This is a genomic window from Micromonospora sp. NPDC047644 (genome assembly GCF_040704315.1).
GTDB lineage: Bacteria > Actinomycetota > Actinomycetes > Mycobacteriales > Micromonosporaceae > Micromonospora.
This window is the reverse complement of the sequence record NZ_JBEYSY010000012.1, coordinates 240,439-258,656: the sequence shown is the minus strand read 5'-3', so window position 1 is coordinate 258,656 and position 18,218 is coordinate 240,439. Positions and strand designations below refer to the sequence as shown.

The following is an 18,218-nucleotide window of genomic DNA, read 5'->3' as shown; positions in this document are numbered from 1 at the left end:
GGAGCGCTCTGACCATCTGGTTTTCGGGTCGTCTCGTTCACGGGACTCTTGATCGCACAGCGGGTGCGATCAAGAGCCCTCGTTGCGCCGTTGGTCACGCGGATCAAGTGGTTCCACCCGGGCCGGGCCAATGCCCGTCCGCAGCGGTGGGGCAATCCCGACGCACACGGAGGTAACGACGATGCACGATCTTGCGGGCGCGGTCTGGCGTACCAGTAGCCGCTCGAACGACCAGGGGCTCTGCGTGGAAGTGGCGGACAACTTGGTCGACGTCCATGGTCTGGTCGGGGTCCGCGACTCCAAGGACCAGTCCGGTCCCACACTCGCGGTCAGCCCGCCGGGGTGGACAGCGTTCATCGGCGCGATTCGGGCCGGTCGCTTCGAACGCTGACCGGCGCTTCGGCACCGGTCCACGACGACCGGTGCCGAAGCGACCGCCCAATCGGACAACGTGGCCCCCGAGTGGTGGGAATTCCGTCCCGGGGGCCCCGTGCGGCCCTCACTCCGCGTACCGTCGGGGACACGGGAGGGTGGCATGTCGACGGTGGCGATTACCGGGATCATCGAGGCGCACGCTGTCGACGTCTGGCGTCTGCTGACCGACCTGCCCGGCCGCGCGGCCCGGTTGACCGCAGCCGGCCCGATCGAGGTGCTCACCCCGGGTTCGTTCGGGCCGGGCACCTCCTGGCGCGAGGAGCGGGTCCAGCCGGGCGGCGGCACGCTGACCGAGGAGTTCTTGGTGGTCGAGGCGCTCGCGCCGCAGCGACTGGTGCTCTGCTCCTCCGGCACCGGCGCCGACTACCGCATCACCTGGAGCCTGCGGCCGGTGCGCCGCCGCCGTCGGGGTTGCACCGCTGTCACGGTGACCCACGAGGCGGTGCCGACCGCTCCGTACGGTCGGGTGGTGGCGCTGCTGCTCGGCGGGCTGGCCGCGCGGGCGGTCGAGGCGGCGCTCCGGCGTGATCTCGCCGACCTCGCCGTCGCGGCCGGTGCCACCGGCGCCGTCGAAGCCGCCTGAGCGCCCGGCGGTCGGCCCTCGCCGTGACCTGTTCGGGGCTCGGCCCTCTCCGCTGGGTAGGGTGCCGGGCGGAGGTGCGGCATGAGGTTCCCGAGAGGCCGGCGACGGCTCGCGATCGCGGTCGCGGCGCTGCTGGCGACGGCAGCCGTCGCGGTCATCGTCCACCGGGTCCTCGCACCGGCAGAGGTGAGCACTGTGGCGAGGGCCGACTATCCGGCCCCGGCCCGACCGGCCGCCGGAGTGATCGGTCGGTTGCCGGTCGCCCCGTTGATCGTCGACGGGAGACTGCGGGTGTACGCCGCACACCGCCAGGTCTACGCCGACCGACCGGTCGAAGGCCGCTACCGGACCAGCCCGTACTGGTCGTACCGGCGGTGGCCGGCGGAGCTGACCGGGGTGCTCGCCAGCGGTCGTACCGTGGTCAGCCGTTGGTCCGACGGTCGGGTGGTAGCGCTCGACGCGTCCACCGGTCGCGTGCTGTGGCGGGCTGACGGCCCGGCGCCGGCCAAGGGCGCGGCGGTGCGACGGACCGGGGCAGCCACCGTCTGGGATCCGCGTGGCCTCTACCGCGCCGCCCTGCCGGACGGCCGGATGCTGCTGGTGGTGACCGGCGACCGCGAGGCGCGTGGAATCGATCTGACCGGCGGCCGGGAACTGTGGCGGGTCGAGTTGCCCGGCGCCTGCCGCAGTGATGTCGGGACGACACCGACCGGCCAGCTGATCGGCCTGGACACCTGCGCCGGGCCGGCCGCAGTCGAGTTCCGGGACGCGGCCACCGGCGCGGTGCGGTCGCGCTGGCGGCCGGCGGACGCCCCGGACGGGTTGGTGGTGACCGCGCTCGGTTGTCGTACCGGCCGCTCGGACTGCGCCGGCCTGCGGACCGCCGGGCCGGGCGACGCGGGTGGTCGGGGCTGGCTGGTGGGTGTGGGCGAGCCCGCCCCCGCCACCGCGCTGGACCCGGCCGGCGCGACTCTGGTCGATGAGCAGGCGGTGACGGTGCTCGACGGGACGGCGGTGGGCCGTTCCGCACGCACCGGCGCTGAGCGGTGGCGCGTCGGTGGCCTCGGACCGGCGACGAGGCTGCTCGCCGTTCAGCCCGGCCGGCTGCACCTGCTCACCGAGGAGAACGACCTGGTGACACTGAACCCGTTGACCGGTGCGCAGCTGTCCCGCTTCCGGCTGAACGTCGGCTCGGACGGCACCGGCTGGGCGCCCGGGGCGGTGGCCGCCGAAGATGGATACGTGGCGATGGAACGACTCCGGCGACCGGTCGACCCGGACGCCGATGACCAGCGGTACTTCCTGTCGTCCGAACCGGTGATCCTGGTGGCGAGCTGAGCCGGGGAACCGGCAATCACGGTTCTGGTTCACGTTCGGCGATAAGGTCCCCTCAACATCACTGTGGGTGATTCGGGGGTAACCGACATGCTGTACCGACGACTTCTCGCGATCCCGGTCGCCGGCCGGCTGGGCCTGGTCGCGCTCATTGTCGTCGCGGCTGCGCTCCTCGCGCCGGGTGCCCCGAACGCAGCCGGTCAGCCGTCCGGCAGGGTGGCGGTGGCACCGAGCGCCGGCACCGGGGTGACGTTCGAGGTGCGTCCGGCGCCGACCACGGCCCCGCCCACCCAGCCGCCCACGCCGACGGCGCGACCCACCGAGACCGACCGACCGCAGCCGCCGACCCGCTCACCGCAGCACGGCGGCGAGTTGCCGGTCACCGGAGTGGGGTCCTCGGTTCTCATCCTGGTCCTGCTGGGGGCGGCGCTGGTGGTCGGCGGAGTCCTGCTGCGGCGGCGTCGATCGGCCCGTTAGGCTAAAACGGACAAAAAGCACCATACATCCTTCAGACTGCTAGACGGCGGACAGCGGACTGAAGGGCTGAGCCTCAATGCGGTTTCTCCGACGAACGGCGGCCACTGCCGCCGCCCTGCTCGTGCTGCTCGGTGGTCTGGTGGTCCTGCCCGCGCAGCCCGCCTCGGCGGCGCTGGTCCGCACGTTCACCCCGCGTTTTCAGGAAAGTGAGCGCGGGGACGTCATCTTCGCCGGCAACACCCTGGTGACCTGCTCGACGCCGTCCGGTCCGTGTGCCACCGGGCAGGCCGGCACCAGCGCCAACAACAACGACTTCACCGCCCGTTACGTGGACGTGGACAGCGTCGCCGCGACGACCAACTCGAGCAGCGCCACGCTGACCGTGCCGACCGGAGCCACGGTGCTCTGGGCCGGACTCTGGTGGATGGGCAGCGCCGCGAGCGGTGACCCCGGACGCCCGAGCATCCGGCTGGCTCCTCCCGGTCAGTCCTACGCCACCCTCCAGGGGCAGGTCAGCACCGGCAAGGTGGCCACCAACGGTGGGGTCGCGTACTCGGCGTTCGCCGAGGTGACCTCGCTCGTCACCGGCGGCGGCAGCTACACGGTTGGCGGCCTCACCACCACGTTGGGCGCGAACGCTCGCGGCGGGTGGGCCCTGGTCGCCGCGATCCGCGACCCCGCCCAGCCGCTTCGCAACCTGGCGGTCTTCGACGGGTACGCCGAGATCAGTTCCGCCGCGGCCGACTCCCGGGTGACAACCACCATCTCCGGCTTCCGTACCCCCAGCTCGGGTGCGGTGACGGCGCGCATCGGGGCGGTCGCCTCGGAGGGGGACGCCGGGCTGACCGGGGACGGGATCTCGTTCAACGGTGTCGCGTTGACCGACGCCCTGAACCCGGCGACCAACTTCTTCAACAGCTCGATCACCCGGCTCGGCTCCCGGGTGACGGCGAAGAACCCGAACTACGTCAACCAGCTCGGTTTCGACATCGACTACCTGGCCGCGCCGGCCGGCTCGATCGGCAACGCGCAGACCTCGGCCACCGTCGCTTTCAGCACCGGCGGCGAGTCGTACGAGCCGATGGCGCTCTTCACCGCGATCGACATCCTGGAGCCGGATGTCATCGCCACCAAGACGGTCGGCCGGGTGGGCGGCGGGAGCCGCGTCGAACCCGGCGACCAACTCGAGTACACGGTTTCGGCCACCTCCAGCGGCAACGAGAACGCCACCACGGTGCAACTCACCGACGCCATTCCGGCGGTCACCACGTACGTGCCAGGGTCTCTGAGCGTCAACGGCGTCAGCCGTACCGACGCGGCCGGTGACGACCAGGCTGGCTACGTCGCGGCCAGCAACCGGGTGGTGGCCAACCTGGGCACTGGCGCGACGGCCTCGGCGGGCGGCACGCTGGTCACGGGCGCGGTGAGCACCATCCGCTTCCGTGCGCGGGTGGCGAACTCGCCGGCACCGGGCGTCACGGTGGCCAACCAGGCGAGCATCAGCTATGGATCACCGACGTCGAGCACCATCTACACGGATCTCACCGACGATCCGTCGGCGGCCGGGGTGGGGGACCCCACCCGGACCGACATCAACGACAGCCCTCAGGCGCAGGCGGTCCAGGTCGATACGGCCGAGGACACCGTTCTCACCTTCGCCCTGCGTGACTACGTGGTGGAGCCGGACGGGGACGAGGTGACCTTCACCGTCACGCCGACGCCGACCGTGCAGGGAACGCTGACCTGCACGGCCTCCGGCGCGTGCACCTACGTCCCGGCACCGAACGTCAACGGACCGGTGGGCTTCAGCTACACCGTCTCCGACCCCTCCGGGCGGTCCGCCTCGGCGGCCGGCACCATCACCGTCAGCGCCGTCAACGATCCGCCGGTGGCGGTGGCCGACCGGGCGACGACGGCGGGCGCGACGCCGGTGACGGTGGAGGTGCTCGCCAACGACACCGATGTGGACGGCGACCCGCTCTCCGTCGTGCCGGCGACCGGCGGCACGGGCAACGGCAGCTTCGTGTGCGGCACCGTGCGCTGCACGTACACGGCGGGAGCGGGCTTCGCCGGCGAGGACAGCTTCGAGTACACGGTCCGCGACCCGGGTGACGGCCGGGCCACGGGTCGGGTCACGGTGGTGGTCAGTCCGGCGGCGGGTTCCGGCCTCTCGATCAGTGCCCCGGAGACGGCGGCGCTGCCCACGGTACGGGTGGGCGTTCCGACAGCGAACGGGGAGCTCGGGGCCGTCGTGGTCACCGACGATCGCGGTGCGCAGTCCGGCAGTTGGACGGCGACGGTCTCGATCACCAGCTTCACGAATGGCGGTGGTGGGGTGGTGCCGGGCGCTTCGGTGACGTACTCCTCGGGTCCCGCGGTGCAGACCATCGGCACCGGGACGTTCCTGCCGCAGCCGGGTGCGGCCCTGGGCGCCGCACAGATCGCCGCACGGTGGACCGGAGGCACCGGCCCGAACGAGGTGACGTGGAATCCGAGCCTCACCGTGACGCTGGATCCGTCGCTCGTGGTGGGCGCGTACCAGGCGACGATCGTGCATTCGGTCGCGTAAGAGGTACTTGAAGCGCAAACTTACACAATACGGACAGACAGTCATAAAGTAGACGTGTGGCTGATGTGGCCGCCGCCAACTGGCGTTACCCGAACTGGAAGTGAGGAAGTCTGTGCGCTCTCTTCGTATGGCGGCCTGCGCCGCCGTAGCCGCTGGGGCGGGCCTCGCGCTGGCCACCCCCGCGGTCGCCGCGCCGACCGACAGCACCGTCGTCACGTTCAACGTGGTCGGTGCCGGCCTCGACATCACCGCTCCCGAGACGGCCAGCCTCGGCAGTGGCCTGCCCGGCGCCGTCCTCAGCGGCTCCATCGGCACCGTGCGGGTGACCGACCAGCGCGGTGCTCCCGACGCATCGTGGACCGCCACCGTCACCTCGACCCACTTCGAGACCGGTGGCGGCAGCCCCAGCGAGCGGATCCTCGCCAGCCAGATCGACTACTGGTCCGGCCCCGGCGCGGAGGAGCAGGGCAACGGCACGTTCACCCCCGGCCAGCTGACCTCGGCCAACGCCCAGCCGTTGGACACCGTCAACCCGCTCGTCGCCTTCACCCACACCGGCGGTACCGGCACCAACAGCGTGGCCTGGTCGCCGACGCTCAACGTCAACGTTCCCGCGTCGGCGATCGTCGGCACCTACACCGGGACGGTGACACATTCGGTGGCCTGACCGGTTCGGGCCTCGTCTGGCGGTGGCGGCGCTGGCCGCGCTGCTCGCCGCCACCCCGGCTGCCCCGGCATCCGCCGGGGCGGCCGCGCCCGATCCGGAGCGGGACAGGATCGGCATCCAACTGCTGGAAGCACCTGTTGATCGGCGGGCGGACCCGCGCGCCCACACGTACATCATCGACCACCTCGCCCCCGGCAGCACGATCAGCCGCCAGATCAAGGTGGTGAACCGCTCCGACAGCCGGTACCGCCTGGAGCTGTACCCGGCCTCCGCGACCGTCGACGGGGGACAGTTCCGGTTCGGCGAGGGCCGCACCGCCAACGAGCTGTCCTCCTGGACATCGCTGGACCGCTCCACCGTCACCCTCGGTGCCGGCGACGAGTCAGAGTTGACCGCGACGATCAGCGTGCCGAAGAAGGCGACGGCCGGCGAGCGGTACGCGGTGATCTGGGCCGCCGTCACCTCCGAGCCCAAGGACGGCGGCAACGTCACCCAGGTGCACCGGGTGGGCATCCGGGTCTACCTCGACGTCGGGGCGGGCGGAGAGCCACCGTCCAGCTTCGCCATCGGCGCGTTCACCGCCGGACGGACCGCCGAGGGGCAGGCCACCCTGGCCGTCGCGGTCCGCAACACCGGCGGCCGGGCGCTGGACCTGACCGGCACGCTCGCGCTCGCCGAGGGTCCGGCGGGCGTACGGGCCGGCCCGTTCGACGTCGTCGACGGGACCACCCTGGGCCCGGCGCAGTCCGGGTCGGTCACCGTCGCGCTGCCCCCGAACCTGCCCAACGGCCCGTGGCGGGCGGACCTGACGCTGACCAGCGGGCTGGTCAAGGAGACCGCGAGCGCCACCATCACCTTCCCGGACCCGGGCGAGCCGGCCAGCACCTTCGGGCTCGACGACCTGTCGATGATCGTCGGCGTTTCACTCGTCGTCGGTCTGGTGCTCCTGGCCGGCCTGCTGCTCGTGGTGCGCCGCCGGCGGCAGACGCCGCTGCGGGCACCCCGGCTGAGCTGAGCCGGGCGGAAGCCGGACGGCCCACCTGCCGTCCCACCCGGTCCGCCCCACCGGGCGGACCGGGCCGGGCGGTCAGGCCAGAGCGGCCTCGGCCGCAGCCAGGAAGGCGTCGTTCTCGGTCGGGGTGCCGATGGTGACCCGGACCCCGTCCCCGGCGAACGGCCGCACGATCACCCCGCGCGCCTCGCAGGCCTTGCCGAACGCCACCGCCCGCTCGCCCAGCGGCAGCCAGACGAAGTTGGCCTGGCTCGTCGGCACCTCGGGCACGAACTTGCGCAGCGCCTCGGTGACCCGGTCCCGCTCGGCGACCACCAGGGCGCAGCGGCGCTCCATCTCCGCCACCTGGGTCAGCGCGGCGAGCGCGCCGGCCTGAGCCGCCGTGCTGCTGGAGAACGGGGTCGCCACCTTGCGGATGGCGGCGGCCACCACCGGCTGGGCGACCAGCCACCCCATGCGTAGCCCGGCGAGCCCCCACGCCTTCGACAGCGTGCGCAGCACCGCCACGTTCGGCCGGTCCAGGTAGTCGAGACCGTCCGGCACCTCGTCGTCGGTGACGAACTCCCGGTACGCCTCGTCGATGACCACCAGCACGTCGTCCGGCACCGCGTCGAGGAACCGGTCCAGTTCGGCGCGCCGCACCGCCGTACCGGTGGGGTTGTTCGGGTTGCAGACGAAGATCACCCGGGTCCGGTCGGTCACCGCCGCGGCCATCGCCGCCAGGTCGTGCCCGTGCCCGGCGTCGTTGGGCACCCGCACGCTGGTCGCGCCGCTGGTCGCCACGATGATCGGGTACGCCTCGAAGGACCGCCACGAGTAGAGCACCTCGTCGCCGGGCAGGCAGGTGGCCCGCACCAGGTGCTCGGCCAGCGCCACCGAACCGCAGCCGGTGGCGATCCGGTCGGCGTCCACTCCGTACCGCTGGGCCAGCGCGTCGCGCAGCGCGACCACGCCCATGTCCGGGTAGCGGTGCGAGGTGGTGACGGCCTCGGTGACCGCCTCCACCACGCCGGGCAGCGGGCCGTACGGCACCTCGTTGCTGGCCAACTTGATGGCCTCCGGCAGGCCCAACTCGCGGGCCAGGTCGGCGGGGCTGCGCCCCGGCACGTAGCTGGGCAGCGCGTCCAGGTCGACGCGGGTCAGCCGCAGCGCCGGCTGGTGACGTCCGGAGTCGGTCATGGGGTGTCTCCCGGGGGCTGGTTACGGTCGTTCGAGGGGGCGGTATCAGTGTGGTGAGGCACTTCGACGACCACCGTCTGTGCGCGCTTGTCGTGCAACGCCTGGCGCAGGGGGTGGTCGAAGAGGGGGGAGAGCGCGTCGACCAGTTGCAGCACCAGGCCGAGCCCGGCGCAGTACCAGAGCAGGGTCGGCAGGCCCATCGTGCTCCAGCGGCTCAGCGCCCGGCGGACGCCCAGCGGCTGGTCGGCGGTCATCGGCACCGCCCGGATCCGCATCACCCGCTTGCCGACCGTCTGCCCGCCGGAGGCCATCGTCGGCACCTCGTACGCCAGCCAGAGCGCTGTGGCGATCAGCAGGATCGCCACCAGCAGCGAATTCGCCTGCTCACTGGGGAGCGGCAGGCCGTCGGCGGAGGTGTCGCCGCGCGACGCGCGCCGGAAGACCTCCTGCCAGTACGGTGCCCACTCCTGCGCCCAGCGCCAGACGAACCAGCCGTTGACAACGACGTTCAGTGCGAGGACGAGACCGAAGTCGATCAGTCGGGCGACCAACCTGCGGCCGTAGCCGGCCAACCTGAAGCCGTGCGGTCGCGGCTCCGGCGGACGTCCGGGCCAGCCGGGCTGACCGGCCGGCGGCGCCCAGCCGGGAGGGGCACCCTGCGGGCCCCAGCCAGACGGACCGCCCTGCGGGCCCCAGCCGGGAGGCCCGGCCTGTGGTCCCCAACCCGGGCCGTGTCCCGGTTGCGGGCCGTACCCAGGGGGTGGGCCCTGCGGGGGCGACCAGCCCGGCGCGCCGGTCGCCGACTCGGGGGTCGTCGCAGCCGCCGGCGCGGCCGGGGTGACCGGCGCGGGCGGCGGCTCGGCCGGCGGCGGACCGTCCGGCGGGGTCGCGTCGACGGGAATGGGCGCACCGAGCCAACCCTCGCCGTCCCAGTAACGCCGGGTCTCGGTGTCGGCGGGGTCGACGTACCAACCAGGCTGCACGCTCACGCCGTCGCTCCGCTTCGCTTCGCGACGGCGCGAGGCGCCACGCTACTGAACCTGCTGGTTCGCTCGCTGCGCTCGCTCACGCCGTCGCTCCGCTTCGCTTCGCGACGGCGCGAGGCGCCACGCTACTGAACCTGCTGGTTCGCTCGCTGCGCTCGCTCACGCCGTCACCGCTCCGCTTCGCTCGCTCACTGGGACACCTTAACGACGGCTGTTCCCTCGAACTCGGCATGGCGGTACTGCGGGGCGTACCCCTCGCGGTTTGGTCCGGGCGGCGGCGCGAAGCCGCCGGCGGTGGGTCGGGGCCCACCGGCCGGCGGCGTCGGGTACGACGAAGGTTGCGTCACGCCCGCAAGTGTTACAGGTTGCCGCGGGCTTCCTGCTCCCGCTCGATCGCCTGGAAGAGCGCCTTGAAGTTGCCCTTGCCGAAGCCCAGCGAGCCGTGCCGCTCGATCAGCTCGAAGAAGACGGTGGGGCGGTCCTGCACCGGCTTGGTGAAGATCTGCAGCAGGTAGCCGTCCTCGTCCCGGTCGACCAGGATCTTGCGGGCCTTCAGCTCCTCGATCGGCACCCGCACCTTGCCGATGCGCTCGCGCAGCTCCGGGTCGTCGTAGTACGAGTCCGGGGTGTCCAGGAACTCCAGGCCGGCGGCGCGCATCGCGTCGACGCTGGCCAGGATGTCGTTGGTGGCGACGGCGATGTGCTGTGCGCCCGGGCCCTGGTAGAACTCCAGGTACTCGTCGATCTGCGACTTCTTGCGGGCGATCGCCGGCTCGTTGAGCGGGAACTTCACCTTGCGGGTGCCGTTCGCCACGACCTTGCTCATCAGCGCCGAGTAGTCGGTGGCGATGTCGTCGCCGACGAACTCCGCCATGTTGGAGAAGCCCATCACCCGCTTGTAGAACTCGACCCACTCGTCCATCCGGCCCAGTTCCACGTTGCCGACCACGTGGTCGACGGCCTGGAAGAACCGCTTCGGCTGGATGCCGGCGTCGATCATCGGTTGCCGGTCCACGATCGGGCCCCGGGCCACGAAGCCGGGCAGGAACGGGCCGGTGTAGCGGGACCGGTCGACCAGCGTGTGCCGGGTGTCGCCGTACGCGGCGATGGCGGCCATCCGGACGGTGCCGTGCTCGTCGGTCACGTCGTGCGGCTCGACGACGCTGGCGGCGCCCTGTGCGATGGCGTGCGCGTACGCGGCGTCCACGTTCGTGACCTCCAACGCGATGTCGCTGATCCCGTCGCTGTGCCGGGCCACGTGCTCGGCGCCCTCGGCGTCCGGGCGCACCGCGCCGGTCAGCACGAACCGGGCCGAGCCGCTGGTCAGCACGTACTGGGCGTGGTCCCGGTAGCCCTGCTCGGGGCCGCGGTACGCCACGCAGGTCATGCCGAAGGCGGTGGAGTAGTAGTGGGCGGCCTGCTTGGCGTTGCCGACCAGGAAGTGCACGTGGTCGAGGCCCCGGACCGGGAACGGGTCGTGGCTGATGTCGTGGTCGACAGCGCCGACGAGCCGGTCGACGTCGACGTCCTCGGTCGACTTGGGTCGGTCGATCGCCTGGGTCATGGTGGGCTCCCTCGCGTACCGGCCGGCCTTGTGGGCCGCCGTGGTCGGTTCTTGAGGCGAGGATCGCTGGCCCGGCATCGAGTGGGCAACTGTTGGCAGAAACGCTGGTCAGGTTGTGCATTCGGTATGGTCGTCACTCATGAATGGTGAGCAGAATGTAAAGCTCGACGCGCTCGACGTGCGCTTGATCGAACTGCTCGCCGAGGAGCCGCGGATCGGGGTGCTGGAGTGCTCCCGGCGGCTCGGGGTGGCCCGGGGCACCGTGCAGGCGAGGCTGGACAAGCTCGTCGAGCGGCAGGTCATCAAGGGCTTCGGCCCCGAGATCGCGCCGGCGGCGATCGGGTTCGGGGTGACCAGCTTCGTCACCCTGGAGATCACTCAGCGGCACGGTCACGACCCGGTCACCGCTCACCTCGCCGCCATCCCCGAGGTCCTGGAGGCGCACACCATCACCGGGTCCAGCGACCTGCTCTGCCGGATCGTGGCCCGGTCCAACACCGACCTGCAACGGGTCATCGACCAGATCGTCTCGTCCGCCGGCATCACCCGCGCCTCGACGATCATCGCGCTGGCCGAGCAGATCCCCTATCGCACGCTTCCGCTGGTGCGCAGCGCTGTTCGGCTGGACGGAAGGGCGCTGTAACACCTCCGAGCGCAGAAAGCGCGGCGACACGGCGGCGTGGGCGTACGGAAGATCCGTGATCGTGGCTACGGTGTGCGGGTGGCGAAGGGGAGCGTGCGCGGTGGGCTGCTGCTCGGCCTCGCCGTGGTCGTCGCGCTCGCCGCCACCGGCGTGTGGAATCCGTTCCCCGGCCTCTGGGACTGGGTGGACCGCAGCGAACCCATCTCCGAGCCCGACGTGGTCTGGCAGCAACGGGTCGGCGGCACTCCGCGCAGCGTGACCATCGCCGGCGACGCCGTCGTGGTCGAGCAGCGCACCCGGGTCGAGGCTCGCAGCCTGGCCACCGGCGCCCAGCTCTGGGAGCGCAAGGCGGACTGGGCGGCGGTCGCCGGCGGCGACCGGGATCCGGTCGTGGCCGTGGGCAAGCTCCTGGTCAAGGGGTACGAGCTGCTCGATCCGACGACTGGGGTGACCCGGCGGCGTGACGACGACGCGGTGGCCGTCTGGACGTACCGCAACCTGCTCCTCGACGCCAGCTGCACGGATGCCACCGACTGCACCCTGAGCGCCTGGGACCCGCGTGGCACGACACCGCTCTGGACGGCCTTCCTGCCCGGCGTGCACAGCGGCCTGCTCGCCGACAATCCGGGTCTGCGCGGCACCCGCCGACTCACCGCCACCCGGATCGACGACGGCGTGGCCGGGGCGGAGGCCGCGCCTCCGCTGCTGGGCTTCCCGGTCGACGGCCGGGTCCACGTGGTCGACACCGCCACCGGCCGGGTGCTGCAGAACGTCGAGCCCGGCCGGGAGGAGCGGCTCTCCGTGGTGGGCGGCCGGCTGTTGCGCATCTCCGCCCGCTCCCAGGACGGCACCTGCTACTTCGCCATCTCCGCCCGGGACTCGGCGACCGGGCAGGAGGCCTGGCAGCGGGCCGGCATCAACCTGCGCACCGCCGACTCCGCCGGCTGCGTGCAACGCGAGGACCCGCAGGGCGCGCGCAACGTGCTGATCGGCGTCGCCCCGGACGGCCGCGAGACCGTCATCGACGGGTACGACGGCCGGCTGCTCTGGGTGGGTGAGCCGGGCACCAAGTTGATCGCGGTGGACGACCGTTCGGCGGTGTTCCGGGCCGCCGACAAACGCTCGGTCATCGCCCGTGAGCTGGGCACCGACAAGGTGCTCTGGACGCGGCAGGCCAGCGGCAAGGCCGGGGCCGCGCTCACCCCGTACGCGGCGGTGGTGGCCGACGAGAAGCCGTCCCGGCTGGCGGCACTGGACCCGCGCACCGGCCGGGAGTTGGCCGTTCTGCGCACCTCGGCGAACGCCCTCGCCGTCGGATCACAGGGCATGATCATCGGCGAGGGGCGGGAGATCGGGTACGTCCGCTTCGGCGCGTCCGGAAACTCGCCCGCCCGACCCCCCGACGACGGTGGGAATCCCGGGCCGGGCGGCCCCGGCCCCGGCGGGCCGGACACCGGCGACTGCGGGCCGAAGCGGGAACTCTGCCCCGACCCGGGTGGCGGCAAGGACGGCTGAGCGGGCCGTTCGTCTCATGATCCGGATGGCGGTCGGGCCCGGCGCGCCCGGTGGATGAGAGCGACGTCCCAGGACCCGCCCGGCGGGTGGGAGTGATCGACCGGTCTGCCCTAGGCTTGCCGCTCATGAGCAGTGCCGCCGCATTCTCGTACGCCCCTCTGCTGCCGACCGGTCCCGACCAGACGGACTATCGCCTGGTCACCGACGAGGGCGTGGACGTCGTACACGGCCCGGGAGGCCGTCGGTTCCTCACTGTGGAACCGGCAGCGCTCACCGCGCTGACCGCCGAGGCGATGCACGACATCGCGCACTTCCTGCGCCCCGCGCACCTGGCGCAGCTCCGGGCGATCATCGACGACCCGGCCGCCTCGCCGAACGACAGGTTCGTCGCGCTGGACCTGCTGCGCAACGCCAACATCGCCGCCGGCGGTGTCCTGCCCATGTGTCAGGACACCGGCACCGCCATCGTGATGGGCAAACGCGGTCGGCACGTGCTGACCGACGGTGCCGACGCGGAGGCCATCTCCCGGGGCGTTTACCAGGCGTACACCAGGCTCAATCTGCGCTACTCCCAGCTCGCCCCGCTGACCATGTGGGACGAGCGGAACACCGGCAGCAACCTGCCCGCCCAGGTGGACCTGTACGCCGAGGACCCGGACGGGCACCCCGACGCGTACAAGTTCCTGTTCATGGCCAAGGGCGGTGGCTCGGCCAACAAGTCGTACCTCTACCAGGAGACGAAGGCGCTGCTCAATCCGGTGCGGATGATGCAGTTCCTGGAGGAGAAGCTGCGGCTGATCGGCACCGCGGCCTGCCCGCCGTACCACCTGGCCATCGTCATCGGCGGCACCTCCGCCGAGTACGCGCTGAAGACCGCGAAGTACGCCAGCGCCAAGTATCTCGACGCGCTGCCGACCGCCGGCTCGATGAGCGCGCACGGCTTCCGTGACCTGGAGCTGGAGGCGGAGGTGCTGGAGCTGACCCGCAACTTCGGCATCGGCGCGCAGTTCGGTGGGCGGTACTTCTGCCACGACGTACGGGTGGTCCGGTTGCCCCGGCACGGTGCGTCCTGCCCGGTGGCGATCGCCGTCTCCTGTTCGGCGGACCGCCAGGCGGTCGCCAAGATCACCCCGTCGGGCGTGTGGCTGGAGCGGCTCGAAACCGACCCGGCGCGGTTCCTGCCCGACGTCACCGACGACTCGCTCGACGCCGAAATGGTGGTCCGGGTCGACCTGAACCGGCCGATGGACGAGATCCGCGCGGAGCTGTCGAAGTACCCGGTGAAGACGCGCCTCTCGCTCTCCGGGCCGCTCGTGGTCGCCCGGGACATCGCCCACGCGAAGATCGCCGAGCGGCTGGACGCCGGTGAGCCGATGCCGCAGTACCTGCGTGACCACGCGGTCTACTACGCCGGCCCGGCGAAGACCCCCGAAGGGTACGCGTCGGGCTCGTTCGGCCCGACCACCGCTGGCCGGATGGACGCCTACGTGGAGAAGTTCCAGGCCGCCGGGGGCTCCCAGGTGATGCTGGCCAAGGGCAACCGGTCGGGTCAGGTGACCCGCTCCTGCCAGCAGCACGGCGGCTTCTACCTCGGCTCGATCGGCGGCCCCGCAGCCCGCCTCGCTCAGGACTGCATCAAGCACGTCGAGGTCCTCGAATACGCCGAGCTGGGCATGGAGGCGGTCTGGAAGATCGAGGTGGAGGACTTCCCCGCCTTCATCGTGGTCGACGACAAGGGCAACGACTTCTTCGCCGAGGTCACCAAGCCGGTGCTCACCGTCGGCCGCCGCTGACCCGACAGGTACGCGAACGGGCGCCGGGCGAATTCGCCCGGCGCCCGTTCGGTCATCCGTGCTCTGCCGACATCGGTACGCCCGCCCCCTGGGGAGGGACGGGCGCACCGCCCCCGTCGGATGCCGTCACCGACAACCCACAGTGAGTGTGCTCAGCACCGCTGTTGATCCGCTATCGGATCGCTATCGCCTGACCCAGGCGACCTGTCACCCCCGGACTACGCTGCTGGAAGTTGCACAGTCAAGCGGGGGAACAGATGCGGTTCGGGATCCTGGGGCCCCTGCGGGTGGGCGGTGGCGAGTCCACTGTCACCGCGGGACGCGACCGGATCGTGCTCGCCACGCTGCTGTTGCGGGCCGGCCGCCTCGTGCCGGTCGACGAGTTGGTGGACGCCGTGTGGGAGGACCATCCCCCGGCCACCGCCCGGGCCCAGTTGCAGAGCTGCGTGTCGCGGCTGCGCCGCCGGTTCACCGAGCTGGGGCTGCCACCGGAAACCATCATCACCGATCCCGTCGGGTACGGCGTCCGGGTCGCCCCGGGTGGCCTGGACGCCGACGTTTTCGGGCGTACGGTCGAGGCGGCCCGCACCGCCGTCGCGGCCGGACGGGAGGTCGAGGCGAGTGAGCTGTTCCGGTCGGCCCTGGCGCTCTGGCGTGGGCCGGCGCTCGGCGGCATCCCCAGCCGCAGCGTCCGCCGCCGCGCACAGGCGCTCGACGAGCAGCGCCTCACCGCCCTGGAGGAATGCGTCGACGTCGAACTGCGCCTCGGGCGGGCCACCGAGCTGATCGAGGAGCTCGCCGAGAACGTCGACCAGCATCCCCTGCGGGAGCGTCTGCGTGGCCAACTGATGCTCGCCCTGTCGTCGGTCGGTCGGCAGGCCGACGCGCTCGCCGCCTACCGTGAGGGCCGGCGGTTCTACGCCGACGAGTTGGGCATCGAACCCGGTGCCGAGCTGCAGGAACTGCACCAACGCGTACTCGCCGGTGACCTGGCACTCGGCGGCGCGGAGGAGCGGACCCTCACCCCGGTCCGGGCGCTGCCCCGGGCGATCAACGATTTCATCGGACGGCAGGAGACGCTCGCCCGGCTGGTGAAGGAGATCGAGGAGGACGACGCCCGGATCCAGCTCGTCGACGGCATGGCGGGCAGCGGGAAGACCACGCTGGCCGTGCACGTCGCCACCGCGCTCGCGGACCGTTACCCCGACGCGCACCTCTTCATCGACCTGCACGGGCACAGCGAACGGGAGCCGCTTCCGCCCGCCGTTGCCCTTGCCACGCTGCTTCGTCAGCTCGGTGTCCCGGGTGACCGGATCCCCGCCGACACCGACGAACGTGCCGCCCTGTGGCGGAGCAGAATGTCCGGACGCCGGGCGATCGTGGTGCTCGACAACGCCGCGAGCGCCGCTCAGGTCGCACCGCTGCTGCCCAGCGGCCGGGACTGCCTCACCCTGATCACGAGCCGCCGCCGGCTCGCCGGTCTGGACGGGGGCAAGCCGTCGTCGTTGGCAGTGCTCGACCCCGAGGAGGCGGTGGAACTCCTCGGACGGGTGGTTGGCGGCGACCGGGTCGATGCCGAGCCGGCGGCGGCCATCGAGGTGATCACCCGCTGCGGGCACCTGCCGCTGGCCATCCGGCTGGCGGGGGCCCGCCTCGCCCACCGGCCCCGCTGGCGGGTCCGCGACCTCGCGGACCGGCTCGCCACCGGACGGGACACCCTGACCGAGCTGTCGGCCGGCGAACGCTCCGTCGGGCAGGCCTTCGCTCTGTCGTACGCGCAACTGGACCTCGACCAGCAGCGGATGTTCCGGCTGTTGGCGCTGCATCCCGGGGGCTTCTTCGACGGTCGGGTGGCGGCGGCGCTCGCCGACCTGCCGCTACCGGACGCCCAGGACCTGCTGGACAGTCTCGTCGACGCGCACCTCGTCGACGAGCCCGAGGCCGGCCGTTTCCGCTTCCACGACCTGATGCGCGAGTACGCCCGGCAGTTGCTGGGGACGGGCGAGAGCGCAGCGAGCCGGACGGCCGCCACCCTTCGACTCCTTGATCACCACCTGCACGTGGCTCACGCCATCTCCGGTCGACTGGAGCCGGTGGCCAGCCGATCCGCCCTGGTGCTGCCGGAGCCTCCCCGAGCCGACCTGGTGCGAGCGTCTGTCGCGGACGGCACCGGCTGGTTCGACGCCAACCGGGCCGCGCTTCCGGCGCTGGTGCGGTTGGCCGCCGCCGAGGGGCAACTGGAACGTTGCTGGCAGCTGGCCCGCACATCCTGGTTCTACCTGTTCTCGCACGGGCACCTGGACGAGCTGGTGGACACGCACACCCTGGCACTGCACGCCGCCGAGCAACTCGGCGACGCGGCGGCCATCGCGACGGTGCAGAACTATCTCTCCTCCGGCTACTTCCGGCTCGGACGCTATCCGGAAGCCATCGACCTGATGGAACGAGCGCTCCGGTTGCGTCAGCGGCTCGGCGACCGGCGCGGTGAGGTGACGGTCCGTCGGAACCTGACCATCGCGTACGGAGCGAGCTGGCAACTGGCTCCGGCGATGGCCCACTCCGCCGCGGCCCTGGCGCTCATCCCCGCCGGCGACCAGCCGGTGGAGGTCATCGCGATACTCAACAACCAGGCGCTGTTGCTGTTGGCCTGGGGTCGCTACCCGGAGTCGCGCGAGGTCTCGCGGCGGCAGTTGCGCCTGTCCCGCGAAATCGGGGACATGAACACCCTGTTCAACGCCCTCGGTCACCTGGGCGCCGTGCGGGCCCGACTCGGCGACTACCCGGGTGCGCGCCGCTTCCTACGGCTGGCCTTGCAGTTCAAGCGCCGGGAGGGCAACCGCTTCGGCGAGGGTGAGGTCCTCAACGAGCTGGGCAGCATCGAGCGGGTCCTCGGCCGGCCGGAGGAGGCCGCGATGCTGCATCGGGAGGCACTCGCCGCGGTGACCAAGTCCGGCGACCGCGTTGCCGGGTGCCTGTCACGTAACCTGCTGGCCCGCGCTCTCCTCGACCAGGGGGACGTCGCCAGTGCCGTGGACCTGCACCGGCGGGTCCTCGCCGATGCCGTCCGGATGGGTGCCCGGCACGAGCAGGCCCGGGCGCTGGACGGTATCGCCCGCTGCCTGCGGGACACCGACCCGGCCGCGGCCCGGTCACACTGGATCCGCGCGCTGGCCCTGTTCGAGCAGATCGAGTCGCCGGACCAGCACGAGGTGAGCCGACTGCTCACCGAATTGGGCTGAGGGACCATCTGCGGTCCGTTACGCGTGGAGGCGCCAGGCTTTCGCCTGGCGCCTCCACCGTCGGTAGTTCTGCACCGACATCGGTACGCCCACCCCTCTGGGGTGGGACGGGCGCACCGCCCCCGTCGGATGTCGTCACCGCCAACCTGGAACAAGTTTCCGGCGTGCCGCCCTCGATCCGCTCTCACATCGCTATCACCGCGCTGTGTCAGGCGGTGACA

The 18,218-nt window shown here is 71.9% G+C and carries 15 protein-coding genes; 11 read left to right on the top strand and 4 right to left on the bottom strand.

Going from position 1 to position 18,218, the window contains the following annotated elements:
• The first annotated feature begins 181 nt into the window (after nt 1–181).
• From AB0877_RS21520 to AB0877_RS21490, 7 genes are all read left to right on the top strand, one after another.
• On the top strand, nt 182–391 hold the full coding sequence (locus AB0877_RS21520; protein WP_354940223.1) for a DUF397 domain-containing protein: 210 nt from the start codon (nt 182–184) through the stop codon (nt 389–391).
• A gap of 144 nt (nt 392–535) precedes the next feature.
• Nucleotides 536–1,018: an SRPBCC family protein gene (locus AB0877_RS21515; RefSeq protein ID WP_366610923.1), complete on the top strand. Its 483-nt coding sequence runs from the start codon at nt 536–538 to the stop codon at nt 1,016–1,018.
• Nucleotides 1,019–1,099: 81 nt separating this feature from the next.
• Nucleotides 1,100–2,356, top strand: coding sequence for a PQQ-binding-like beta-propeller repeat protein (locus AB0877_RS21510; protein WP_366610922.1), 1,257 nt, complete (start codon nt 1,100–1,102; stop codon nt 2,354–2,356).
• 87 nt (nt 2,357–2,443) lie between these two features.
• On the top strand, nt 2,444–2,830 hold the full coding sequence (locus AB0877_RS21505; protein WP_366610921.1) for an LPXTG cell wall anchor domain-containing protein: 387 nt from the start codon (nt 2,444–2,446) through the stop codon (nt 2,828–2,830).
• Nucleotides 2,831–2,906: 76 nt separating this feature from the next.
• Nucleotides 2,907–5,399: an Ig-like domain-containing protein gene (locus tag AB0877_RS21500; RefSeq protein ID WP_366610920.1), complete on the top strand. Its 2,493-nt coding sequence runs from the start codon at nt 2,907–2,909 to the stop codon at nt 5,397–5,399.
• Between the two features lie 112 nt (nt 5,400–5,511).
• A complete protein-coding gene (locus tag AB0877_RS21495; protein WP_366610918.1) occupies nt 5,512–6,066 on the top strand; it encodes a hypothetical protein in 555 nt (184 codons plus the stop codon).
• Between the two features lie 22 nt (nt 6,067–6,088).
• A complete protein-coding gene (locus tag AB0877_RS21490) occupies nt 6,089–7,081 on the top strand; it encodes a hypothetical protein (RefSeq protein ID WP_366610917.1) in 993 nt (330 codons plus the stop codon).
• 72 nt (nt 7,082–7,153) lie between these two features.
• On the opposite strand, the gene hisC is transcribed toward AB0877_RS21490, so the two are convergent.
• The 4 genes from hisC to hppD all read right to left on the bottom strand — a co-directional run bounded on the left by hisC (nt 7,154) and on the right by hppD (nt 10,807).
• Complete coding sequence (gene hisC / locus AB0877_RS21485) at nt 7,154–8,257, bottom strand: histidinol-phosphate transaminase (RefSeq protein WP_366610915.1); 1,104 nt, start codon at nt 8,255–8,257, stop codon at nt 7,154–7,156.
• Entirely contained in the window at nt 8,254–9,246 is a 993-nt protein-coding gene (locus tag AB0877_RS21480; RefSeq protein WP_366610914.1) for an RDD family protein, read from the bottom strand. The genes hisC and AB0877_RS21480 overlap by 4 nt, the downstream gene beginning before the upstream one ends.
• A gap of 185 nt (nt 9,247–9,431) precedes the next feature.
• On the bottom strand, nt 9,432–9,590 hold the full coding sequence (locus AB0877_RS21475; RefSeq protein WP_366610912.1) for a hypothetical protein: 159 nt from the start codon (nt 9,588–9,590) through the stop codon (nt 9,432–9,434).
• Between the two features lie 11 nt (nt 9,591–9,601).
• On the bottom strand, nt 9,602–10,807 hold the full coding sequence (gene hppD, locus AB0877_RS21470; protein WP_366610910.1) for a 4-hydroxyphenylpyruvate dioxygenase: 1,206 nt from the start codon (nt 10,805–10,807) through the stop codon (nt 9,602–9,604).
• Between the two features lie 139 nt (nt 10,808–10,946).
• Between hppD and AB0877_RS21465 the strand changes: the two genes are divergently transcribed.
• The 4 genes from AB0877_RS21465 to AB0877_RS21450 all read left to right on the top strand — a co-directional run bounded on the left by AB0877_RS21465 (nt 10,947) and on the right by AB0877_RS21450 (nt 17,997).
• On the top strand, nt 10,947–11,450 hold the full coding sequence (locus tag AB0877_RS21465) for an Lrp/AsnC family transcriptional regulator (protein WP_366610909.1): 504 nt from the start codon (nt 10,947–10,949) through the stop codon (nt 11,448–11,450).
• Between the two features lie 105 nt (nt 11,451–11,555).
• The gene (locus AB0877_RS21460; protein WP_366610990.1) at nt 11,556–12,965 is read left to right on the top strand and encodes a PQQ-binding-like beta-propeller repeat protein; all 1,410 of its coding nucleotides are present in this window, start codon (nt 11,556–11,558) and stop codon (nt 12,963–12,965) included.
• Between the two features lie 125 nt (nt 12,966–13,090).
• Nucleotides 13,091–14,758, top strand: coding sequence for a fumarate hydratase (locus tag AB0877_RS21455; RefSeq protein WP_366610908.1), 1,668 nt, complete (start codon nt 13,091–13,093; stop codon nt 14,756–14,758).
• A 257-nt stretch (nt 14,759–15,015) separates the two neighbouring features.
• Entirely contained in the window at nt 15,016–17,997 is a 2,982-nt protein-coding gene (locus AB0877_RS21450; RefSeq protein WP_366610906.1) for a BTAD domain-containing putative transcriptional regulator, read from the top strand.
• The last annotated feature ends 221 nt before the right edge of the window (nt 17,998–18,218 follow it).